Source organism: Alcaligenes sp. 1735tsa3 (assembly GCF_024134565.1).
In the GTDB taxonomy this organism is placed as follows: Bacteria; Pseudomonadota; Gammaproteobacteria; order Burkholderiales; family Burkholderiaceae_B; genus Alcaligenes; species Alcaligenes phenolicus.
Genome location: NZ_CP099862.1, coordinates 4,006,041 through 4,028,316 on the forward strand (window position 1 = coordinate 4,006,041; position 22,276 = coordinate 4,028,316).

General features: G+C 57.7%; 18 protein-coding genes and 1 pseudogene. 5 read left to right on the forward strand and 14 right to left on the reverse strand.

What is annotated here, in order from left to right; translation table 11 throughout:
• Positions 1–34: 34 nt before the first annotated feature.
• A complete protein-coding gene (locus NIZ92_RS18460; RefSeq protein ID WP_254003230.1) occupies positions 35–2,659 on the reverse strand; it encodes a cation:proton antiporter in 2,625 nt (874 codons plus the stop codon).
• 283 nt (positions 2,660–2,942) lie between these two features.
• Between NIZ92_RS18460 and NIZ92_RS18465 the strand changes: the two genes are divergently transcribed.
• Together NIZ92_RS18465 and NIZ92_RS18470 are read left to right on the forward strand one after the other, a co-directional pair.
• Positions 2,943–3,380: a DUF2946 family protein gene (locus NIZ92_RS18465; protein WP_239054864.1), complete on the forward strand. Its 438-nt coding sequence runs from the start codon at positions 2,943–2,945 to the stop codon at positions 3,378–3,380.
• Positions 3,381–3,478: 98 nt separating this feature from the next.
• The gene (locus tag NIZ92_RS18470; protein WP_254002421.1) at positions 3,479–5,530 is read left to right on the forward strand and encodes a TonB-dependent copper receptor; all 2,052 of its coding nucleotides are present in this window, start codon (positions 3,479–3,481) and stop codon (positions 5,528–5,530) included.
• 251 nt (positions 5,531–5,781) lie between these two features.
• Here the strand turns inward: NIZ92_RS18470 and rpoH are convergent, their stop codons facing one another.
• The 11 genes from rpoH to NIZ92_RS18525 form a co-directional block, all read right to left on the reverse strand.
• Complete coding sequence (gene rpoH, locus NIZ92_RS18475; RefSeq protein WP_009457472.1) at positions 5,782–6,678, reverse strand: RNA polymerase sigma factor RpoH; 897 nt, start codon at positions 6,676–6,678, stop codon at positions 5,782–5,784.
• Between the two features lie 286 nt (positions 6,679–6,964).
• A complete protein-coding gene (gene fghA, locus NIZ92_RS18480) occupies positions 6,965–7,858 on the reverse strand; it encodes an S-formylglutathione hydrolase (RefSeq protein WP_035269721.1) in 894 nt (297 codons plus the stop codon).
• A 127-nt stretch (positions 7,859–7,985) separates the two neighbouring features.
• The gene (locus NIZ92_RS18485; protein WP_022983664.1) at positions 7,986–9,092 is read right to left on the reverse strand and encodes an S-(hydroxymethyl)glutathione dehydrogenase/class III alcohol dehydrogenase; all 1,107 of its coding nucleotides are present in this window, start codon (positions 9,090–9,092) and stop codon (positions 7,986–7,988) included.
• Positions 9,093–9,244: 152 nt separating this feature from the next.
• A complete protein-coding gene (gene clsB, locus NIZ92_RS18490; RefSeq protein WP_254002422.1) occupies positions 9,245–10,486 on the reverse strand; it encodes a cardiolipin synthase ClsB in 1,242 nt (413 codons plus the stop codon).
• A 41-nt stretch (positions 10,487–10,527) separates the two neighbouring features.
• On the reverse strand, positions 10,528–11,379 hold the full coding sequence (locus tag NIZ92_RS18495; RefSeq protein WP_009457467.1) for an endonuclease/exonuclease/phosphatase family protein: 852 nt from the start codon (positions 11,377–11,379) through the stop codon (positions 10,528–10,530).
• An 18-nt stretch (positions 11,380–11,397) separates the two neighbouring features.
• On the reverse strand, positions 11,398–13,185 hold the full coding sequence (gene aspS / locus NIZ92_RS18500) for an aspartate--tRNA ligase (protein ID WP_009457464.1): 1,788 nt from the start codon (positions 13,183–13,185) through the stop codon (positions 11,398–11,400).
• Positions 13,186–13,227: 42 nt separating this feature from the next.
• Complete coding sequence (locus tag NIZ92_RS18505; RefSeq protein ID WP_083054980.1) at positions 13,228–13,887, reverse strand: DUF502 domain-containing protein; 660 nt, start codon at positions 13,885–13,887, stop codon at positions 13,228–13,230.
• Positions 13,888–13,898: 11 nt separating this feature from the next.
• Positions 13,899–14,162 carry an FmdB family zinc ribbon protein gene (locus NIZ92_RS18510; protein WP_083054982.1) on the reverse strand — a complete coding sequence of 88 codons (264 nt, stop codon included), beginning with the start codon at positions 14,160–14,162 and terminating at the stop codon, positions 13,899–13,901.
• A gap of 204 nt (positions 14,163–14,366) precedes the next feature.
• Complete coding sequence (locus tag NIZ92_RS18515; protein WP_226348186.1) at positions 14,367–15,626, reverse strand: putative Na+/H+ antiporter; 1,260 nt, start codon at positions 15,624–15,626, stop codon at positions 14,367–14,369.
• Positions 15,627–15,669: 43 nt separating this feature from the next.
• Positions 15,670–16,614, reverse strand: coding sequence for a 4-hydroxybenzoate octaprenyltransferase (gene ubiA, locus NIZ92_RS18520; RefSeq protein ID WP_254002423.1), 945 nt, complete (start codon positions 16,612–16,614; stop codon positions 15,670–15,672).
• Positions 16,615–16,824: 210 nt separating this feature from the next.
• A complete protein-coding gene (locus NIZ92_RS18525) occupies positions 16,825–18,021 on the reverse strand; it encodes a PLP-dependent aminotransferase family protein (RefSeq protein WP_115634570.1) in 1,197 nt (398 codons plus the stop codon).
• Between the two features lie 295 nt (positions 18,022–18,316).
• Between NIZ92_RS18525 and NIZ92_RS18530 the strand changes: the two genes are divergently transcribed.
• The 3 genes from NIZ92_RS18530 to NIZ92_RS18540 are packed head-to-tail and all read left to right on the forward strand — an operon-like array spanning position 18,317 to position 21,574.
• Positions 18,317–18,922: a HutD family protein gene (locus NIZ92_RS18530; RefSeq protein WP_254002424.1), complete on the forward strand. Its 606-nt coding sequence runs from the start codon at positions 18,317–18,319 to the stop codon at positions 18,920–18,922.
• A 4-nt stretch (positions 18,923–18,926) separates the two neighbouring features.
• Complete coding sequence (gene hutI / locus NIZ92_RS18535) at positions 18,927–20,156, forward strand: imidazolonepropionase (protein WP_254002425.1); 1,230 nt, start codon at positions 18,927–18,929, stop codon at positions 20,154–20,156.
• Positions 20,153–21,574, forward strand: a complete 1,422-nt coding sequence (locus NIZ92_RS18540) for a formimidoylglutamate deiminase (RefSeq protein WP_254002426.1) — start codon at positions 20,153–20,155, stop codon at positions 21,572–21,574. The genes hutI and NIZ92_RS18540 overlap by 4 nt, the downstream gene beginning before the upstream one ends.
• 11 nt (positions 21,575–21,585) lie before the next feature.
• On the opposite strand, the gene NIZ92_RS18545 is transcribed toward NIZ92_RS18540, so the two are convergent.
• Both NIZ92_RS18545 and NIZ92_RS18550 read right to left on the reverse strand, forming a co-directional pair.
• Complete coding sequence (locus NIZ92_RS18545; RefSeq protein ID WP_254002427.1) at positions 21,586–21,888, reverse strand: DNA-binding transcriptional regulator; 303 nt, start codon at positions 21,886–21,888, stop codon at positions 21,586–21,588.
• A pseudogene (locus tag NIZ92_RS18550) lies at positions 21,875–22,255 on the reverse strand (type II toxin-antitoxin system RelE/ParE family toxin); the annotation flags it as partial. The pseudogene NIZ92_RS18550 and the gene NIZ92_RS18545, both read right to left, overlap by 14 nt.
• Positions 22,256–22,276: the final 21 nt, after the last annotated feature.

The window sequence follows — 22,276 nt, forward strand, 5'->3', positions numbered from 1 at the left end:
ATAAAAAAGCGAGCCATGATCGGCTCGCTTTTTTTTATGCCTGTCCCTCGGGGGGCTGCGCCTGTCGTACCCAGTCCGGGGGTAAAGGCGGGCCGACAAAACTTTCTGCCTCGCTCAAGGCATGAGCCAAACCAAACAGCGGTGGCAATTCCTCATGTTGGCGTTGGCCGGACTCGAACTCCTGCCACACTTGATACGCGCGCTGGCGCTGTCGCACCACGGCCTCGATCTTTTCACTGAAGATGGGATCTTTGCCACGCAAGGCATCGAAATCACGCTCAGTCAGCATCAGCAAGCGGCTATAGCCCAGGGAGCGCACTTCACCAACGTGGTCGCTATGTTCCACGACATTGACTTCACCAATCGTTTGCCCTGTCCCCAGTTCCACCAGGCTACCATCAGGCAAAGTCAGTTCCAGCGCCCCGGACGCCACAAAGAACATGACACGCATGCCACCATAACGCAGATGAATTTTCTGGTCTGGCAGCGCCAGACGTGGGCGTAAACGTCGCGCCAGCTCCTTCTTGGCTTGCTCGGAAATGCCATCGAACATGGGCACCTGGGCAATCAGTTCCATGGCGCTCATGGTCATGTCCAGAGTGGGACGCTCGTCCAGATAACGCCAGCGTTGTGTGATCTGCTTGACCAGATCAGCGTACATCTCGCTGGTAATCAGAGAGTGGGACAACATGGTGCGGTAGTGGGCACGTTCTTGCGAAGCGGCGACGCGCGCCAAATAGGACTCTTGCAGCCACTGCGCGAACACCGGGTATTGCAGTGTCAGCGAGTGCAAGGCATCTTCCAGTTGAGACAGACGCAACTTGTGAGCCTGCACAATCGTGCCCGTAGCCTGTTGTCCCAGTAAAGGAGCCAGCTCGGTTTCGGCAAAACGTATCAGACGCTGGGCCACAGACCGCTTGGCGATCAGGTTCGAGAAACGCTTGTCCAGTTCCCGCACCAGCCAGCCTTGCAGGCCAAACAGATAGTGCAAGCGCAAAGCAGACCGGAAACCTCGGGAATAGCGCAAATCATTGGCAATGGCGGCCTCGAAACCGGCCAAGCCAGCCAGACGCACCGTATCATTCATGCGTTCGGCGCGGCTCAACAAGGACTCGGCGGTTTTCCAATCCACAATCTGCGATTTCAGCAGTTCGTAAAACAGCTCCACCTCGCGGGCCGACAGAATCGCCATCCCCATTTTTACTTTCTGTGCTTCGGTCAGGCTTTGGATCTGGCCGGATGCCACACCGGCCTGACTGGCATCGAACACCGTACACAGGCGTTCGATGACCTGTGGCTTGATCTGCTCTTGCCGCCCCAGTTCTTCGGTCTTGTCGCGCAGCTCTTCCAAGGCCAGGCTCACCGCCTGATCGCGCAAGTGGCGCTCCAGCGGGGTCAGCTGATTCAGACCTAAACGACGAATCAAGGGGCGCAAACTGATCCCGTTCACAAACAAGGTCAGCAACACAAAGCCCGTGGTGGCCACGCCGATGAACTGTCGCACATCATGCGGAATGGCGTGCTGTTCCGTAACGGCCAAGGCCAGTGCCAGGGAAACAGCGCCACGCAGGCCGCCCCACAGAATCACCACCCGATAGGGGCGACTGACTCGGGTGCCAAAGCGGGTGCGCCCCAGCAAGGGCAGAACGGCAAACACCATAACGGCCCGTGCCAGCAAGGTCACCACAAACAGCAAGGCCACCAGGCCGATCTGCATCCAGGTGATTTCAGCCATCAGGCGTGGAATCAGCATGGCGGCAAACAGGAAGATCAGGGAGTTGGCCAGAAAACCCATCTGAGTCCAGGAGCTGCTCAAAAGCTCGAAGGTCGCAGGCGACATGCGGGTGCGGCCTGTCGAGCCCACCACCAGGCCGGAAATGACCGTGGCGACCACACCGGATACGCCCAGATAGTGCTCGGATACAAAAAAGGCCAGGTACGCCAAGGCAATGGTCAGCGTGACTTCAGCAGCCGGCCAACCGCGCAAGAGCACAAACAGGCCGCTGGCCAGACGCCCCATCAAGAAACCCGCGACACCACCGCCCAGAAAACTGAACAGGAAGCTGCCCAACACCTTGCTGCCACTTAATTCCCCACCCCCCGTCAAGACTGCCAACAGCACGGAGTACAAGGCAATGGAAGCCGCATCATTGAACAGAGCCTCGCCTTCCACCAAGGTAGACAAGCGTTTGGGTGCGCCCACTTCACGGAAAATGCCCACCACGGCCACAGGGTCCGTCGTGGCCACAATCGCGCCCAACATCAAACAGACCACCAGACCATAAGACGAAGCCGCGTTCAAGGCGTAGCCAACGGCAAAGGTACAGACCACTACGGCCACGATGGCCATCATCAAGATGGCGCCGATATCGTCGAGCAGGCGGCGCAAGTTCATGGCCAGCGAAGTCTCGAACAGCAGGATGGGCAGGAAAGCGTAGAGAAAGGTCTCGGAGGAGATGTCAAAGGCCTGCAAGGTATCCAGGAAGTCGGACACCATCTTGGGCGCCCAGGCATGCAGGTGTAGCAAAATGCCCAGCGCAAAGCCGATCAAGGCCAGAAGTACGGAGTACGGCAGTCGCAAGCGTCCAGCCAAAGGCGGCATAAAGGCAACCAGCCCCAGCAGGCCTGCCAACCCAAAAACAAACTGCCCAATCTGCATCGCGACATCCTTTGTCATCGGCATTGAGTCGATCGGCATGTACATACGCATTCAGGCATGGGCAGGCCAGATCGGCACGGAAAATCCCCCCGCTTTCCGCATGAATCAGAATAGCGCCTTTTTCCGGACACACAGCCGCCAAATTATCTTTTTCTCGCAAAATTTACGTTTTTTGGCCTATGGACCCGCATTCAGAAACACAAATGGACGGTGATACGGCGGCAAGCCAAAATCTGCGCCAGCGCAAGTTCACGTCTGACATAACTCGTTATACTTTCGCATCATGAATTTCCCGCGCACCTTCCTCGCTGCGACTCACTGGCCCCATCGTCTGGGCCTGTGCTTGTTGTTGCTGGCTGTGGTGCTGCGCGGCATGGTCCCTGCGGGCTATATGCCCAAGCAGACAGATCAGGGGTATGCGCTGGCCTTCTGTCTGCCTTCAGGACAAAGCCTGCCCCCTGAAATGATTCAGCACTGGGCGGCCTTGTTAGGCGAGGACGCCACGTCCCATTCGGACGAGGCCACCACCAGCGCCACCTGTCCGTTCTGCGTCATGCTGCAAGCCGCATTGACGCCCGCGCCGATTGCTATCGTCACGCCTTTGAGCCTGGGCCAGTTCCGGCCCTTCCTGCTTCCCCCTCTTAGCCCCGCTCTGGCGCAGGCCTTTATTCGTGGCCCGCCTGTGGGACAACGCGCCCCGCCCTCTCTTCTTCCTGTCTGATTCCCCGCGTTCGGCTCTGCCGCCACGCCTTTTCTCCTTTGTTGCTATCGCCCAAGCGGGTTTGCCGCTGGACGACGGCTGCTCTTCGGAATTTAGTCATGAAGAAATTAATAAACCCCGGCCTGATCAGCGCCGGTGTGCTGGCCTGCGTGCCCTCTCTTGCCCTGGCCCAATCCACCGTTATTGAACAACTCAGCCCTATCGTAGTGACCGGAGTGGCTCCTGAGTCCCCCTTGCAGTTCAGCACCAACCCCAAACTGCCCCGCCTGCCCTTGCCTGCCAGCGACGGCACGGATTACTTGAAAACCATTCCTGGCTTTGCGGCCATTCGTAATGGCGGCAGCAACGGAGACCCGGTACTGCGCGGCATGTTTGGCTCGCGTCTGAATGTGCTGACCAATGGCAGCTCCATGCCCGGTGCCTGCCCGTCACGCATGGATGCGCCGACCTCCTACATTTCGCCCCAATCCTTTGATGAACTGACCATCATCAAGGGCCCTCAAAGCGTGCGCTGGGGCCCGGGTGCTTCTGCCGGAACGGTACGCTTCGAGCGCAAAGCGCCCGGCTTTACCAAGAACGACGCCACGCTGGACGCCAGTATTCTGGGCGGTTCGGCTGGCCGTCACGCAGGCAATGTGGACTTTACGGCTGGCAATGCCTCTTACTATGCCCGCCTGACTGCCAATCAAGATCGCGCTCAGGACTACAAGGACGGTGATGGCGAACGTGTGCCCTCGCGCTGGAAGAAATGGAATACGGACGTCGCCATTGGCCTGACACCGGATGCCGACACCTTGCTGGAGCTCAGTGCAGGCACAGGCGACGGCTATGCCCGCTATGCTGGTCGTGGCATGGATGGCACAAAATTCAAACGTGAAACCTTGGGTCTGCGTTTCAAGAAGGATATGCACGAAGGCGTGCTGCGCAATGTAGAGGCCCAGCTCTACTACAACTACGCCGATCACGTGATGGACAACTACGGGCTGCGCACCTTCAAACCGGGTGGTGGCATGTCCATCCCTATGGCCTCCAATGTGGACCGCCTGACCTGGGGTGGCCGTCTAAGCATGGACTGGGCCTTGAGCGAGGACCTGACCTTGACCACGGGTGCTGATTTGATGCGCAGCCGCCATCGCAAACGCAGCGGTATGGGCATGCAGGACTACCGCGATCAGGACTGGGTGAAAGATGCCGAGTTTGACAATATTGGCCTGTTCACCGAAGCCCGTTGGGATCTGAACGACGCCAGCCGTTTGATTGGTGGCGCTCGTCTGGATTGGGCCAGTGCCCGCGACCTGCGACCCAGCCTGGGCAGTGGCATGATGAGCAAGCCCAACCCCGGTGCCAATGAGCGCCGTAGAGAAACCCTGCCCAGTGCTTTCCTGCGTATCGAGCATGATCTGGATTCCCTGCCCTTGAGCCTGTACGCCGGTATTGGCCATGTCCAACGCATGCCAGACTACTGGGAGCTGATTTCCCCGGCCAGCGGCCCGCAAGGTAGCGCCAGTGCCTTCCTGGGCATTCAGCCTGAAAAGACCACACAGCTGGATTTTGGTGCTCAGTACAAGGATGAAACGGTCTCGGCCTGGGCCTCTGCCTATATTGGCCAGATCCAGGATTACATCCTGTTCGACTACCTGCCCGGTGGCATGATGGGCATGAAAACCCAGGCCAGAAACGTCAAGGCCCGCATCATGGGCGGCGAATTGGGTGCGGACTGGAAAGCGACGCCCAACTGGACGTTGGGCGGCAGTCTGGCCTACGCCTGGGGCCGTAACAGTACGGATGGCCGCGCCCTGCCGCAAATGCCCCCGCTGGATCTGCGTTTGACAGCGGATTATGTGCAAGGCCCCTGGTCTGCCGGCGGTGTCTGGCGCATTGTGGCCACGCAAAATCGCTACTCGCAGGGACAAGGGAATGTGGTGGGTTACGACTTCGGGCCTACGGGTGGTTTCAGTACCTTGTCGCTGTATGGCGGCTACAAGATCAACCGCAATCTGTCCCTGACAGCCGGTGTGGATAATGTGTTCGACAAAACTTACGGCGAGCACCTGAATCTGGCCGGGAACAGTGGTTTTGGTTTTGGCGCAGCAAGCCGCTTTAATGACCCTGGCCGCACCGTCTGGCTGCGTGCCGCTCTGACCTTCTAACCGTTTTTTGCCTGCTGGGTCGGTCTGACTCGGCAGGCAAAATAGCTGAAAAATCAGGGCAAAAAAAAGGGACACCTAGCTGGTGTCCCGTAAACATCCGCTTCAAAAGGGAGGGGAAGAGGAGAAGCCGAAGCGGATGCGCAAATGCCGAATTGCATAGGTGGCAAAAATCAGCAAATGTATTGTTTAGTCCGCGAAGATCAGCTTAAGTTCTTCGGATTCCCCGAAAAGTTGTAACTCTTTAAAACGACTTAAGCCGCAGGCGCCAAGGCGACGCGCAGCTTCTTGAACGCCGCCACTTCGATCTGACGGATACGCTCTGCCGACACGCCGAATTCCGCGGCCAGATCGTGCAAGGTGGCACCGCCATCGTCCTGCAACCAGCGGGCGCGCACAATGCGCTGCGAACGCTCGTCCAGCGTGTCGATCGCTTCTTCCAGGCCGCTGCCTTCCAGCATGTCCTGGGCACGACGCTCCAGCACGCGTGTGGGTTCCTCGTGTCCTTCATCGGACAGGTAGGAGATAGGCGCGAAATTGTCATCGTCGTCGTTGGCCGGGGCTTCCAGGGCCATATCGTGACCGGACAGACGCACTTCCATCTCGCTGACGTCCTGAGGACGCACATCGAGTTCACGTGCAATCGCGTCTACCTGGGCCGTATCCAGCGTTTGACCGTCCGGACGCATGCGGCGCAGATTGAAAAACAGTTTGCGTTGGGCCTTGGTGGTGGCCACTTTCACCATGCGCCAGTTGCGCACGACATATTCGTGGATCTCGGCCTTGATCCAGTGCACGGCAAAGGACACCAGACGTACACCGCGATCGGGGTCAAAGCGCTTGACGGCCTTCATCAGGCCGACGTTACCTTCCTGAATCAGGTCGGCATGCGGCAAGCCGTAACCCAGGTACTGGCGGGCAATGGAGACCACCAGCCGCAGGTGCGACAAAATCAGTTCACGCGCAGCATCCAGGTCATCCTGGTCGCGCAGGCGCTGACCCAGCTCGGTTTCGCGTTCGGCGCTGAGCATGGGCAGGCGGTTAACAGCAGAAATATACGCTTCGATCGTCCCCAGTGCGCCTGGATTAGACACGGCGGCGACGAGTTCATTACCAGACGTCAGGGCCAAAGCGTTCGCTTGTTGTGTCATGGAAAATCCTTCAAAAGTCAGCCGGCGAGAGCACTAAACAAGGCTCTCAAACCGCAGAAAACGTATTTCAACAATCATTGAGTTTAGCACTCGATGGTCTGGAGTGCTAAAAATTTCGAGTACAGGAATAAGAGCGTCGCAGCAAGAAAAAGTTCACTACTTGAGGGAAAACTGCGGCAAATCGGTGGGCAGGACGCCACAAACAGGCAAAAAACCGTGGCTGCCTGAGAGTAACGCCTTAACACCCACCTGAAAATAACAAAGTGCGACCTTGTTTATCCAGCGATCACAGTCGCTCGGCGTGGAAATTCAGATGGTCCTGAATGAAGGTCGAGATGAAATAGTAGCCGTGGTCATAGCCGTCGTGACGGCGCAGGGTCAAAGGCTGTTTGGCCTGCTCGCACGCCTGCTCGAATACTTCCGGATACAGTTGTTCGGCCAGAAAGCCATCACTCAAGCCCTGGTCCACCAAGATACCGGCAGGATACGGCGTACTGGTCTTGGCCATCAGGGCACTGGCGTCGTGTTGTTCCCAAGCCTGACGATCCTGACCCAGGTAGGCACCAAAGGCCTTTTCGCCCCAAGGGCAGCGGGTCGGCGCAGCAATAGGCGCAAAGGCCGACACGGAGCGGTACTTGCCAGGGTGGCGCAGAGCCAGCGTCAAGGCACCGTGCCCGCCCATGGAGTGACCAAAAATACCGACACGGCGGGCGTCGCCGGGCAGGATGGTCGTGACCAGATCAAACAGTTCCTGGGTCACATAGCTTTCCATGCGGTAATTCTTGCTCCAGCCGGGCTCAGTAGCATCCAGATAGAAACCGGCACCGGTTCCCAGATCCCAGCCATCGTCCTCCCCGTCCACACCAGCGCCACGCGGGCTGGTATCAGGGGTGACCAGCATGATGCCGTGCTCGGCAGCGTAACGCTGGGCACCGGCCTTGATCATGAAGGTTTCTTCCGTGCAGGTCAGCCCTGCCAGAAAAAACAGCACAGGCACACGGCCTTGCCCAATGGCCTCTGCCAGGCTGGCAGCCCCTTTCTGAGCGCTGGCCTGTAGTTGTGGCGGCATGTACACAGAAAAACGCATGGGCAGGCCAATTGTCTGCGAAGCGTGTTGGTAGTAGCGCTGCCAACCATTAAAACAGCGGTGTTCGTTGAGCAGTTCCAGTGTCTGAGTCATAGCCCCCTCGTGTTCTCAATTGCAGATCCGGTCCAAAGCCCGTGGCACGCCCAAGGGCAGCATACGAGCTCTGAAACCGGGATAAAGGGGGCAGGCGACTGCCTGCGCCCTTTTCAAGCGACGTCTATCAGTACATCACCACCGAACGGATGGATTTACCGGCATTCATCAGGTCAAAGCCTTCGTTGATGCGCTCCAGCGGCAAGGTGTGGGTGATCAGATCATCGATATTGATCTTGCCATCCATGTACCAGTCCACAATCGTAGGTACGTCGGTACGGCCACGAGCGCCACCAAAGGCAGAGCCCTTCCATTCGCGACCTGTGACCAGCTGGAACGGACGGGTGGAGATTTCGGCACCGGCTTCGGCCACACCAATAATGATGGACTGGCCCCAACCGCGGTGGCAGCACTCCAGTGCCTGACGCATCACCTTGGTGTTGCCGATACATTCGAAGGAGTAATCCGCACCGCCGTCAGTCAGTTGAATAATGTGGTCGACCACGTTTTCAACCTCGTTAGGGTTCACGAAATCGGTCATGCCAAACTGGCGAGCCATGGCTTCGCGCTCGGGGTTGATGTCCACACCGATGATCTTGCCAGCACCAACCATCTTGGCGCCCTGGATCACGTTCAGGCCAATACCGCCCAAACCGAACACCACCACGTTAGCGCCCGCTTCCACCTTGGCGGTGAACAGCACAGCGCCCAAGCCTGTGGTCACACCACAGCCGATGTAGCACACCTTGTCGAAAGGTGCGTCGTTACGAATCTTGGCCAAGGCAATTTCCGGCACCACGATGTGGTTAGCGAAAGTCGATGTGCCCATGTAGTGGTGCACTGGCTTGCCGCCAATGGAGAAACGCGAGGTGCCATCGGGCATCAGGCCCTTGCCCTGAGTCGAACGGATCGCGGTACACAGGTTGGTCTTGCGCGACAGGCAGGATTTGCACTGGCGGCATTCGGGCGTGTACAGAGGGATCACGTGATCGCCGGGACGCAGGCTAGTCACGCCAGCACCTACATCCAGCACCACGCCTGCACCTTCATGGCCCAGAATCGCTGGGAACAAACCTTCTGGATCAGCACCCGACAAGGTGTAGTAATCGGTATGGCAAATGCCCGTCGCCTTGATTTCGACCAGCACTTCGCCCGCTTTGGGACCTGCCAGATCGACCTCTTCAATCGTTAGCGGAGCGCCCGCTTTCCAGGCAACAGCTGCACGTGTTTTCATGTGGTCCACCCTCCGGGTAAAAGTAATTATGGTTACGGCAAACTCGGTCCTTCGGGACCAAACTCTTAAAGTATAGAGAGTATTTTATAAGGCGCTGCCCGGCTGGCGGCACCTTGTATGGGTAAAGACCCGTACAAATTGCCTGGCAGGCATCAATACAAGGACGATTTACCCGTCAGCAGCACGCCCAGGCGCAACATGCCATAAGCCAGATAATCGCCCAGTCGACTGAACAAACCCAGCCGCTGATACTGCTCCGGGTAGACGCGCGCGGCATTGTGCTCGATCTCGTACTCCAGCTTGGCCTGCAGGTCCTGGGTGAAAGGCACATCCTGAATCAGCACATTAGCCTCGCGCGCCAGCAACAGGCTGAACGGGTCCAGATTGGACGAGCCCACCATGGAGTAATCGTCGATAACGGCGACTTTAGCGTGTAAATAGCTGGCCTTGTACTCGTACAGCTCGATGCCATGATCCAGCAACTTCCCGTACATGAATCTACAGGCCCGATATTGCAGGAAGTATTCGGCATGGCCTTGCAGCAACAAACGCACCCGCACGCCTCGTTCCGCCGTCTGTTCGATACGGCGACGCAAGGTACGGCCCGGAAAGAAATAGGCATTGGCCAGCACCACCTGCTCCTGCGCTTTGCCGAGCAAGTGCAGATACGCCTGCTCAATCTGCTGCCGATGGCGCACATTGTCCCGCAGCAGCAAGCAGGCCCGTACTCCTTCAAAAACCTGCCCGGCCTGCTCCGCCTTCTTGCGCGCCTGACGCCGCTTGCGCCATTCACGCCACAGGGTAAAGCGCTGGGTAAAGCTGTCCCAATCCTTGCGTCTGCGCCAGGCCATGCGCAGCCATAGAGCCTGCTGAGCACGCACCATATCGTCGACAATGGGCCCTTCGCAGCGTACAGCAAAATCAAAGCGCGGCCTGCCCTGTCCTTTGATCAGGGGCACTTCATCAAAGTCGTCCAGAATATTGATGCCGCCCACAAAGCCAATGCGCTCATCGACCACCAGCATTTTCCGGTGCAGTCTGCGCAAACGTCGCAAGGACAAGCGCGGTTCGCGCCACCCTTGGGGTTTGGGGCGATAAATCCGGTAGCGGGCCCGCATGGCCTTCAATTGCTCGGCAATCTGCAAGGCATGCACATCACTGCCAAAGCCATCAATCACCACACGTACGCGTACACCCCGCTCACAGGCTCGTCGCAAGGCGTCCAGAACGCTGTGACCGCTGTCATCCAGGTTGAAGATATAAGTTTCCAGATGCAGACGCTTTTTCGCCTGATCGATAGCTTCGCAAATGGCCGGAAAGAACTCCTGGCCGTTTTGCAGCAAGGTGATTTGATTGCCTTCGTGCCATAGTGGATCGCGCTTCAGACTCGGCATGCTTGCTAGGCCTATGCGTTAAGAAACCACTGAACGCCCCTTTACGGCAGCTCCAGCTCGGTCAGGATGGGGGCATGGTCGGACAACTGTTTCCAGGGGTCTCCCACCAGTACACGGGCATTACGCACTGCAAAACCACGCTGGTAGACGCGATCCAGACGTAGCCAGGGAAATGCCGCGGGGAAGGTACGAGGCGGTGGCGTCATGCGTGCAGCACCGTTCACGCCCAACTGAATGCCTTGATCCGGCACGACCAGCCCGCTTTTGCGCATGGTACGCAGCCATTTGATGGGCTGACGCAGTCGGAAACGGTTATCGGCCTGACCACGAGGCGAAAACGAAAATACCTCGTACAGATTCAACTGCTGCACAAAGATAGGTGCCAGGCGGTTATTCCAGTCGTTGAAGTCGCCTGCAATCAGCAAGGGCTCGTCCGCAGGGACAATGCGCTTGATGCGATCGAGCAAGGCCTGAACCTGACGAACCCGGCCGCTGTTGAACAATCCCAGGTGCACCACAATGCAATGCACTGGACGGCCATCGACATCAATGACGGCATGAAGCAAACCGCGCTGCTCCATACGATGGTCAGAAATGTCCTGGTTCTCGTACTGCAGAATGGGAAAGCGCGACAGCAAGGCGTTGCCGTGGTCCGTATGAGGGCGAACCACGTTGCAGCCGTAAGCCGTATTCATGCGCAAGGCAGCGGCCAGGGATTCGTGCTGGGCGTCCAGACTGCCTTGCAGCTGGTTACGCCCCTGCACTTCCTGCAAAAACAACAAGTCGGGAGACAGTCCGTAAAGTCCCAGGCGCAGATCCGCCAAAGACTCCCGTTTGCCCGAAGCCGAGCGGCCTTTGTGAATGTTGTAGCTAACTACCCGAATCACTGACACGCCGTCCCCCGTTCTGACTTACTTGTTTTCAACAGCCCGCAGACGAATGTGCAACTCGCGCAGCTGCTGCTCGTCCACAGCCGATGGGGCCTGGGTGAGCAGACACTGAGCACGCTGTGTCTTGGGGAAAGCAATCACGTCACGGATCGAATCGGCACCGGCCATCAGGGTGACCAGACGATCCAGACCCATAGCCAGACCACCGTGTGGAGGCGCGCCGTATTGCAGCGCATCCAGCAGGAAGCCGAACTTCAGTTGTGCTTCTTCAGGGCCGATCTTCAAGGCATTGAACACTTTGCTTTGAACGTCAGCACGGTGGATACGGACCGAGCCGCCACCCACTTCCCAACCGTTCAGCACCATGTCGTAAGCCTTGGCAAAGGCCTTGCCGGGATCTGTTTCCAGCAGGTCTTCATGGCCGTCTTTGGGGCTGGTGAAGGGGTGGTGAGCTGCAAAGTAGCGGTTTTCGCCCTCGTCGTATTCGAACATGGGGAAGTCCACCACCCACAGGGGTTTCCAACCTTCTTCAACCAGACCGTTCGCCTTACCGAATTCGCTGTGACCGATCTTGATACGCAGGGCACCAATCGCATCGTTCACGATCTTGGCCTTGTCAGCACCAAAGAAGATCAGGTCGCCGTTCTGGGCGCCTGTGCGCTCCATCACCTGTTTCAGAACCTCAACATTGATGTTCTTGACGATAGGCGACTGCAGACCTTCAGGGATCGAGGTCACATCGTTGACCTTGATGTAAGCCAGCCCCTTGGCACCGTAGATGCCGACGAACTTGGTGTATGCGTCGATTTCGCTACGCGGCATGGCGCCACCACCAGGAATGCGCAGAGCAACCACGCGGCAGGAGGGGTCGTTGGCCGGTGCGGAGAAGACCTTGAAGTCCACTTCACGCATCAGGTCAGCCACGTCCACGAACTCCAGCTTGACGCGCAGGTCAGGCTTGTCCGAACCGTAGCGCTGCATGGCCTCAGTCCAGCTCATGGTGGGGAACTTGGGCAGTTCCACGTTTTGCACAGTGCGGAAAATGTGCGTGACCATGCCTTCAAAAATATCGCGAATCTGCTCTTCGTTCAGGAAAGAGGTTTCGCAGTCGATCTGGGTAAATTCAGGCTGGCGGTCAGCACGCAAGTCTTCGTCGCGGAAGCACTTGGTGATCTGGTAGTAACGGTCAAAGCCCGACACCATCAGCATCTGCTTGAACAGCTGGGGCGACTGGGGCAATGCAAAGAATTCGCCTGCGTTCACACGCGAGGGAACCAGGTAGTCGCGAGCGCCTTCAGGGGTGCTCTTGGTCAACATGGGGGTTTCAATATCGATGAAACCCAGGTCGTCCAGATAGCGACGGGACTGCATGGCCACTTTGTAGCGCAACATCAGGTTGTTCTGCATTTGCGGACGGCGCAAATCCAGCACACGGTGCGTCAGACGCGTGGTTTCGGACAGATTGTCATCATCCAGCTGGAAGGCAGGCGTGACCGAAGCGTTCAGGATCTCGATTTCGTCGCAAACGATTTCGATCTCGCCCGAACGCAGGTCCGGGTTGACGGTGCCTTCAGGACGAGCCTGAACGCGGCCAGTAATGCGCAGGCAGTACTCATTACGGATACGTTCGGCCACTTCAAAGGCCTGCACGTTGTCAGGGTTGACGACAACCTGCGCCAGACCCTCACGGTCGCGCAGATCAATGAAAATCACACCCCCGTGGTCGCGGCGACGATGTACCCAGCCAAACAAATTGACCGTCTGGCCCAGGTATTCTTTGGAAACCTCGCCGGTATAACACGTACGCATCTAGGATGACTCCGAAATAGTAAAAACTGCAAATTGGAAAATTCAGGTTCCAGCCAAGGGGGGTGTCCCTTCGGGACCCTCCGGCTGGTCAGAAACAGGGGGCAAAGCGATCGGCTCGGTAGGGCTGACCACTCCCATGGATACGATGTATTTAAGCGCCGCATCCACTGTCATGTCGAGCTTGTGTACATCCGCCCGAGGCATCATCAGGAAAAAACCGGAAGTCGGGTTGGGCGTGGTGGGCACGTAGACGCTGACAAAGTCCTCTCCCAGTATCTGCGCCACTTGTCCGCCCGGCGTGCCGGTCAGAAAGGCAATGGTCCAGGAACCAGCCCTGGGATACTGCACCAGAACGGCCTCGCGAAACGCCTGACCATCGGGTGCCAACACCGTATCACTGACTTGTTTGACGGAATTATAAATGGAACGCACCAAAGGAATACGCCCAAGTAGCAATTCCCAACGATCCACGACTGCACGGCCCAGATAATTGGCCGCCAGCAAACCCGTGCCAAACAAGACGGCCAGCACCAGCACAATTCTAAAGCCGGGAATCCGCAGGCCGAACAAGGCCTGCGAAGACAGAAACTCCGGCACTACGCTCTCCAGCGTTTCGATCAGCAAAGTCATCACCCAAACGGTGATGACCAAGGGCACCCAGATGAGCAGGCCAGTGACGAAATAACGCTTGAAGGGGCGCATAAGAAGTGGTGTTAGCTGGACGATGAGGAACCAGATGTCGCCGCAGGCGCGGGTGTGGACGTAGCGCCACTGTCCGCGGGCTTGCTGCCACCCTGGTTACGAAAATCCGTTACATACCAGCCCGTACCCTTGAGCTGAAATCCGGCCGCCGTTACCTGTTTGGTAAAGGTAGGCTGGTTACATTCTGGACAAACCTCCAAAACGGGGTCCGACATTTTTTGCAGCACATCTTTTTCGTATTGGCACGAGCTGCATTTATACGCATAGATAGGCACGACTCATCCTAACAAAAAGCCGAAACAAACTTCGAGATACAAATAAGTAGGGTCGAAACCAGCCAATTTCAAGCCGGAGACCCGCTCAATCAGCAACCGCAAAGGGTTCCCAGGGGCGCTTCTGCCGTGATTTTAGCCCTTTTGGCGTTCAATCGCACTGAACTTCGCCCCGGCCAGACAAGCCGCCCCTGGCGGCCATCCGGTTCAGATCAAAAACATGCAGGCTGCGACCAGGGTTGGCACCATGGCACTGAGCAGCAAACGCAGAGGCGAGATCGCACCATCCGGGAAGCTGCCTTTCAGAATGGAGAAGCCGGCGGGGTTGGGCGCGTTGGCAATCACGGTCAGACCACCGCCCGTAACCGCACCGGCCACCAGCATATAGCGCCAGATATCCGAGGTGCCTTCCACCAGAGAACCCAGATAGGTCAGCGCCGCGTTATCCGTTACTGCCGTCAAGGCCGTCGCCCCCCAGAACAGCACGGTGGGCGACAAGCCGCCCAGCAGATCCTGCAGCCACCACTTTTGCAGACCGCCCAGGACCACCAGACCGGCCAGGAAGAAGCCAACCATCAGGCCTTCACGCACCAGCAAGGGGTTCTGGTAATGCTTGTAGGAGTGAGCGTAGCCAATAAACAGCATCAACAGGGCCATGAACACAATGGGGTGATGCGCGCCCAGCACAATCGCCACCAGGAAAGCCACGTGAATGGCCATGACGGTAATGGGCACTGAACGCTGTGCCTGTTGTGTTTCAGGCATGCCCTGCCCCATTTCCATCAAGGCTTTACGGCAAACCAGGGTGACCAGGGTGGCATTGATCAAGACGGCCATCACAGCACGCCAACCAAAATGCGTCGCCATAAAGGCGGTGTCCCAGCCAAAGGTGCTGGCCACCATCAAGACCGGAGGGGCTGCATAGGCAGTCAGCACGCCACCAATAGAGACGTTCACAAACAGCACGCCCACGGTCAAATACTTGAAACCGGCATGGCCTTGGTGACGGAAATAGGCTTTGTGCAACAGCAGCGCCGCCAACGTCATGGCAGCAGGCTCGGTAATCAGGGAACCGGCCAGAGGCACTACCGAAATAGTGATGAAGTAGGTGGAAATCTTGTCAGACACGGGCACGGCACGCGCCAGCACCGACACCGTCTTGTTCACCAGTTCCAGAATCGGACGGCTGGCAGCAACCACCATGATCGCGAACACGAACATGGGTTCGGTGAAGTTGCGGGTTTCCAGATACTCGATAGCGGACTGCAAATCCACAAAAACGGCCATATAGGCCACCAGCACACAGGCCCAGACGCCAAACACGGCCTCGACCTCGGACAACATGTGCCACAGCCCCGCGTGGCTGCCGCCTTTATTGGCCAGGCGGGCAAATACCGGAACCGAGAAGGTGTGGACGATGGCAATGGCAAATAGCGCCGTTGCGACATACTCAAGAGGAGAGGCCATTCTTCAAACCTTTAAAGCTTTACGTAAATTGCTTGAATGCAGATCAAGCCAGGCTGATCGTGCCAGCCAAAGCGGCCACCACCAGCAACACACCAACCCAGATGTTGGCACGGAAAAGGCGCAGGCCTCGTTCGGGATAGCGCACGTCAAACTGCCGCATCTGCCACAGCAGATGAATGCCGATGACGGCCATCACCACGTAATACAAAATCCGCTCGTTCAGCAGAAAACCACCCACCAGCCAGCAGGCCATGGCGGCGATGTAAAAACCGCTAATCCAGGTTTTGCCTGCATCGCGGAAACGCAGAGCCGTGGAGTGCAGGCCCAGCTTGGTATCGTCAGCCATGTCGATATAGGCATAGATGGAGTCGTAGCCCACCTGCCACAAAATCGCGCCCACCCACATCAGGATGGCGCCAAAAGGCACCATGTTCTGCGTATCGGACCAGGCCATCAACATGCCCCAGTTAAAGCAGATACCCAGAACCACTTGCGGCCAGTAGGTAAAACGCTTGCACAGGGGGTAAATCATCACGATCGGGAACAGGGCCAGTGCCAGCCAACGGCTGTACTCATTGATAGCCAGCAGCAGCAAGGCACACACGGCAATTTGCGCCAGCACGAAGATCACCGCCTGACGCATGGTGATCTGGCCACTGGTCAAGGGCCGGAAACGGGTACGTTCAACCTGATGGTCGAAATTACGGTCCGCCATATCGTTAAAGCAGCAGCCAATACCGCGCATCAACAAGGCGCCCAGAGAAAAGATCACCAAACGCCACAGGGTAGGAATACCGTCCGCTGCCTGCACCAGAGCGGCCAGAGCGGGCAAGAGGGTCAGCCAGGTGCCTACAGGCCGATCCAGCCGACACAAACGGGCATACGGCCCCCAGGATGCTGGCAAATAGCGGGCCACCCAGTCATTGTTGGGGCGCATATCGGACAGATCAGGACGCGGGGAAGATTCCGAAGCGGATGGAGATGTCATAGAGGTAAAACCTAAATCCAGGCCTCAAGCCATAGACTGAAAACAGGCATACCCTCTGGCAGAGGGTATGCGGTGGATTCCAGGAACCTGTTCATGCTCTGGGAGCAAGCAAAACGCAATGGCCGGCGCTGAAAACCATAGCGCTGGCCGCGCCAGCGCATGAAAAGACGCAGACCCATCAGTCTGCGTCCCTTGCCTGCCAAACGGCGATCAGGCTTCCTTGATGAGTTTACCCAAGATGGCGATGCCTTCGCGAATTTTTTCCTCGGGCACGGTGGCAAAGCTCAGGCGCAGGGTGTTGCGCTTGACGTCCTTGCCGGCGTAGAAAGGTTCGCCCGGAACAAAGGCCACCAGGTTCTCAATAGCTTTTTGCAGCAGGACCGTCGCATCCACATGCTCGGGCAAGGTCACCCAAATGAACATGCCGCCTTCAGGACGGGTCCATTGAGCCGTCGTCGGGAAGTTCTTGTCCATGGCGTCCAGCATGATGGCGCACTGTTTCTGGTAAATATCGCGCACTTTGGGCAGGTGCTTTTCCAGGAAACCGTTATGGACGGCTTCGTAAACAGCCATCTGTGTCAGTGTGGAGGTATGCAAGTCCGTGGCCTGCTTGATCTGCACCAATTTGTCGATGATCTTGGCGGGAGCCACGATGTAGCCCAGACGCAGGCCAGGAGCCAGCACTTTGGAGAAGGTACCCAGGCGTATCACAGTAGCACCAGCTTTGCGGCCCAAGGAAAGCAGGCTGGGCAGACGCTCGCCGGCGTAACGCAGTTCACCGTAGGGATCGTCCTCGACGATCGGGATATGCGCAGCCGCACATCGCTCTACCAGGTCCTGACGACGCTCCAAAGGCAGGCGCAGGCCGGTAGGGTTCTGGAAGTTGGGCAGTGCGTACAGCAGACGGGCACCCATGGCTTCAGGAGCCGACACGTACTCGGGGATCATGCCCTGGCCATCGGTAGGAATAGCCACGAACGAAGGATCGTACACAGACAGAGCCTGCAAAGCGCCCAGATAAGTAGGCGACTCCACCAGCACCTTGCTGCCTTCATCAATGAACAGCTTGCCCAGCATGTCCAGGGCTTGCTGCGAACCGTTCACCAGCAGGATTTCGTCGGCGTCCACAGGAGCGCCTTCGGCGCTCATTTGCTCTGCCAACCATTTGCGCAGGGGCAGATAGCCTTCCGTCGTGGTGTATTGCAGTGCCACACGGCCCTGCTCGCTCAGTACCTTGTTGAACGCGCTTTGCATTTCCTCGACAGGAAAGCCGACTGGAGTGGGCAGACCGCCCGCAAAGGAAATAATCTCGGGACGCGCAGTGACCTTGAGAATTTCACGAATTGCGGAGCCACTCAGTTTCTGGGCACGTTGGGAAAAGGTAAAAGACTGCGAGAGGGTATCCATGATTCGGGGAAGTCCTGAAGAAGAACGATTAAATACTTCATATGCAAACTTTCTAGCTTGCAATAAATAACGCAGGATGCCGAAAAAACCAGGCATCCTGCACCTTTGAATGAATTATGACTCGGGTTTATTAGCGTATACCTTGCCACCAAGCGGCTTGCAGCGCAAGTAGCTCAAGGGTTTGTGCTCGGGATTTACCCTGAAAAAACAGCCTGCCCTTCAAGACGATCGTCGCGCTTTGTCTATACTCAGCTATTGTATATACAATTGAAAATCCGCCCGGAGCCATGCCACCATGAGCCAGCCCCACCCTGCCACTTTGCTTCGTCTGCTAAACATCAGCAGCCTGCCCGCGCAGCCCTGGAAAAACGGTGGCGGCACCACGCGCGAGGTGCTGTGCCATCCCGAACATGCCGGCTATGAGCACTTTGACTGGCGCATCAGCCTGGCCCAGGTCCAGACCGCCGGCGATTTTTCCCGTTTCCCCGGCATAGACCGACACATCATGTTGATCGAGGGCGACAACATGCAGCTGATTCACGAGCAAGATATCCATGTGCTGCATCCATTCCAGCCCTACGCCTTCGCTGGCGAGGACAAGATGGCCTGTTTGTTACCACTCGGTCCGACACAGGACTTGAACCTGATGCTGCGTCGGGGCCGAGCCCAAGGCAGCTTGCACGCATGGCAAGGACGAAACGACTCCATGAAATTGGCCGCTGGTACGCATTTTCTGTACGCACCGCAAGGCGGCTATCAACTCCAGGCCGACACACACAGCTGGACCCTGGGCGCCGGGCAAGCCCTGACAGGCAGCACACCCGCCCCCTTGTCCCTGCAACTGCAGGCCGACCCTGCTGATGCCCCGCTGGTCTACGCCTATATCGCTCCCACGGAATGAAATGATGAGCTACACACTTTGGACCGATTTACGCCTGGCCCCCACCGCCGACCCCGAGTACGTCATCGAAGATGCCTGCCTGGTTGTACAGGCGGACCGTATCGCCTGGATGGGCCCACGTCATGACCTGCCTGCGCAGTGGCAAGACGCCACTCAAGAACACAAGCTGGGAAACCGCTGGGTCACCCCCGGGCTGATCGACTGCCACACTCATCTGGTGTACGGCGACAACCGCGCCCAGGAATTTGCCTTGCGGCTGGCAGGGGCCTCCTATGAAGAAATCGCCCGTCAGGGTGGCGGCATTGTGTCCTCCGTCAAAGCGACGCGCTCCCTGAGCGAGGACCAACTGCTGGCCCAAGCCCTGCGCCGACTGGATGCCTTGCTGGACGAAGGCGTCACCGCGATTGAAATCAAATCCGGCTACGGTCTGAATCTGGAGAGCGAGCGCAAAATGCTGCGTGTCGCCCGCCGTCTGGGCGAGCTGCGCCCGGTCACGGTGCGCACCACCTTTTTAGGTGCCCATGCCCTGCCCCCTGAATTTGCCGGGCAAACCGATGCCTACCTGGATCTGGTCTGTGATCAAATGCTGCCCACTCTGGCACAAGAAGGACTGATCGACGCGGTTGACGTCTTTTGCGAGCGTATTGCCTTCGACCTGAAGCAGTCCGAACGCGTTCTGAAAGCGGCCCAAACGCTGGGCTTGCCCGTCAAAATGCACGCCGAGCAGCTCTCCAATCTGGGCGGCACGGAAATGGCGACCCGCTACCAGGCCCTGTCCACCGACCATCTGGAATACCTGGATGAAGCAGGCGTCATCGCCATGAAAAAAGCCGGAACCGTGGCCGTGCTGCTGCCCGGCGCCTACTACTTTCTACGCGAAACCCAGTTACCCCCGATTGAACTGCTGCGCAAACACGGCGTACCGATGGCCCTGTCCACTGACAGCAACCCTGGCACCTCCCCCTGTGCATCCCTATTACTGATGCTGAACATGGGCAGCACGCTTTTCAGACTGACAGTCCCCGAAGCCCTGGCAGGCGTCACCCGCCATGCTGCTCAGGCCTTGGGTGCCCCCGACATCAACGGTGAACTCAGCATCGGGGCCCGTGCCGACTTTGTCGCCTGGGACATAGACTCCCTGCCCGAGCTGATCTACTGGCTGGGCCTGCCACGCTGCGCCCTGGTCGTATACCAAGGCACAATCAGCCGTGACCTGCGTAAGGAATCGCCATGAGCATCCCCCGAAAACATGAAGCGCTCTGGGCCCCTTGGGCCTATCTGGACGGCCAGTGGCAAGCGAATGTACTGCTGCGCTGGGACCAGGACGGCACACTGACAGACGTTCTGCCCGAAGCCAGTCAGCAGGCCATAGACGCGGCGGGTTCCGTCCACACAGCGCAAGGTGCCGTACTGCCGGGCATGCCCAATCTGCATTCACATGCTTTTCAAAGTGCCATGGCCGGGCTGACTGAATTCCGGGGGCAAGGCCAGGACAGCTTCTGGAGCTGGCGCGACCTGATGTACCGCTTCGCTGCCCGCCTGGAGCCCGAGCACATGCAGGCCATTGCTCAATGGCTCTATATACAGATGCTGAAAGCAGGCTACACCAGCGTGTGCGAGTTCCATTATCTGCATCACCAGCGCGACGGTCAGCATTACGCACCCATAGGCCTACTGGCCCAAGGCGTCATGGAAGCGGCCAGCGCCAGCGGGCTGGCTATTACCATGCTGCCCGTGCTGTACCAGTACAGCGATTTCGGCAGCAAGGCGCCGCGTCAGGATCAACAGCGCTTTCTGAATAGCCCTACACAGTTGCTGTACCTGCTGGAATCCTTGCACAACAGCCATCCCTTGAATGCTGACCGGCGTTACGGTGTTGCGCCCCACTCCCTGCGCGCCGCCAACGTCGGCTCCATCAGTACCTTGATCGACGGCCTGCACAGCCTGCCGTCACGCCACCCGATTCACATCCACATTGCCGAGCAGGTAGCCGAAGTGCTGGCCTGCCGGGACATCAAAGGCAGCAGTCCGGTGGCCTATCTCTATGACAACTTCAATGTGGACGAACGCTGGTGCCTGGTCCACGCCACTCATATTGACGAGCAGGAGCGCAAGCAAATTGCCCGCAGCGGTGCCGTAGCAGGTTTGTGTCCAAGCACCGAGGCGAATCTGGGTGATGGCCTATTCCCTGCCGCCGCCTTTCTGGCGGAGCAAGGACGTATGGGCATAGGTTCAGACAGCCATATCTGCGTAGACTGGCGCGCCGAACTGCGCTTGCTGGAATATGGTCAACGATTGACCAGCCAGCAACGCAATGTGCTGACTTCGTCCCAACAACCTTTCGTCGCGGACTACTTGTTTGACACCTGCGCACGCGGTGGCGCACAGGCGTCCGGTCGAGCCAGCGGGCAGCTAAGCCCCGGTCATCAGGCAGATTTAATGGTGATTGACCTGGAGCACCCCAGTTTGGCGGGGCTGGATAAGCAGCATTGGCTATCGGCTCTGGTCTTTTCCGAACGCGCCTACGCCAATCCGATTCGTGATGTATTCGTCAGTGGTAAGGCCTGTGTGACAGACGGCCAGCATCCTCAGGAAGAAGCGGCCTTTACGGCTTATAAAAAAACATTGAGCAGTCTACTGAACAAGGCTTAGATACAAAAAAATCAGATGATGGCCTGTAAGCCCTTGTCAGCAATGATATTCAGCAGCTTGAGCGCCGGGCCAGTGGGATGGGTTTCACCTTGCTCCCACTTGCGTATGGTCGATGCCGTAGTATGCAAATAAAGCGCAAATATCGGCTGGCTGAACTTCAAGCCTTCTCGCAGCCGCTTGATGTCGGCCGCATCGAACTCCCGAACTGGCGGTGGACAAATTGCGTCAAACTCGCGCATCGTCACCTTGCCGATCGCTCCTGCCTCCTGGAGCGCCGCCAGGTCGCCGCGTAGCGATTCGATGATCTTGCTCACAATGCACCTCCAATAACACGTCAGCCTGCAATGCATTCAACAAGGCTTCAGGCGACAAGCCCAGGAACACCTTCCCTACAAATTGCAGCGCTTTCTTTTCATCCGGCGTGATGTTCCCCTTGTCGCTCTTGGAGAACCCATGCAGGAACACATAACGGCTACCTATTCTGGCCGAAAGCAAGCTGCGATAGCCGCCGCTTTTGCCACCACCCGGACGAGCTACCTGCTTCTTGTATAAGGCGCCACCCAAGTCCACATCGATCAGACCGCTTTCCATCTCCTGAACTGCCTTGCACAAGGCAATATCGGGCAGCTTCTCCGCCGCCTGCCATCGCGCAAAGTCTTTGCGCTTGAAAACGCGCGTCATATCGATCTCCAAACTATACCC

Excerpts from the sequence above, each read along its gene's own strand:
- NIZ92_RS18470 (WP_254002421.1), top strand. The coding sequence starts at position 3,479 with ATGAAGAAATTAATAAACCCCGGCCTGATCAGCGCCGGTGTGCTGGCC.
- NIZ92_RS18530 (WP_254002424.1), top strand. The coding sequence starts at position 18,317 with ATGAGCCAGCCCCACCCTGCCACTTTGCTTCGTCTGCTAAACATCAGC.
- NIZ92_RS18515 (WP_226348186.1), bottom strand. The coding sequence starts at position 15,626 with ATGGCCTCTCCTCTTGAGTATGTCGCAACGGCGCTATTTGCCATTGCC.
- NIZ92_RS18465 (WP_239054864.1), top strand. The coding sequence starts at position 2,943 with ATGAATTTCCCGCGCACCTTCCTCGCTGCGACTCACTGGCCCCATCGT.
- NIZ92_RS18460 (WP_254003230.1), bottom strand. The coding sequence starts at position 2,659 with ATGCAGATTGGGCAGTTTGTTTTTGGGTTGGCAGGCCTGCTGGGGCTG.
- rpoH (WP_009457472.1), bottom strand. The coding sequence starts at position 6,678 with ATGACACAACAAGCGAACGCTTTGGCCCTGACGTCTGGTAATGAACTC.
- aspS (WP_009457464.1), bottom strand. The coding sequence starts at position 13,185 with ATGCGTACGTGTTATACCGGCGAGGTTTCCAAAGAATACCTGGGCCAG.
- NIZ92_RS18485 (WP_022983664.1), bottom strand. The coding sequence starts at position 9,092 with ATGAAAACACGTGCAGCTGTTGCCTGGAAAGCGGGCGCTCCGCTAACG.
- NIZ92_RS18505 (WP_083054980.1), bottom strand. The coding sequence starts at position 13,887 with ATGCGCCCCTTCAAGCGTTATTTCGTCACTGGCCTGCTCATCTGGGTG.
- fghA (WP_035269721.1), bottom strand. The coding sequence starts at position 7,858 with ATGACTCAGACACTGGAACTGCTCAACGAACACCGCTGTTTTAATGGT.
- NIZ92_RS18540 (WP_254002426.1), top strand. The coding sequence starts at position 20,153 with ATGAGCATCCCCCGAAAACATGAAGCGCTCTGGGCCCCTTGGGCCTAT.
- clsB (WP_254002422.1), bottom strand. The coding sequence starts at position 10,486 with ATGCCGAGTCTGAAGCGCGATCCACTATGGCACGAAGGCAATCAAATC.
- hutI (WP_254002425.1), top strand. The coding sequence starts at position 18,927 with ATGAGCTACACACTTTGGACCGATTTACGCCTGGCCCCCACCGCCGAC.
- NIZ92_RS18525 (WP_115634570.1), bottom strand. The coding sequence starts at position 18,021 with ATGGATACCCTCTCGCAGTCTTTTACCTTTTCCCAACGTGCCCAGAAA.
- ubiA (WP_254002423.1), bottom strand. The coding sequence starts at position 16,614 with ATGACATCTCCATCCGCTTCGGAATCTTCCCCGCGTCCTGATCTGTCC.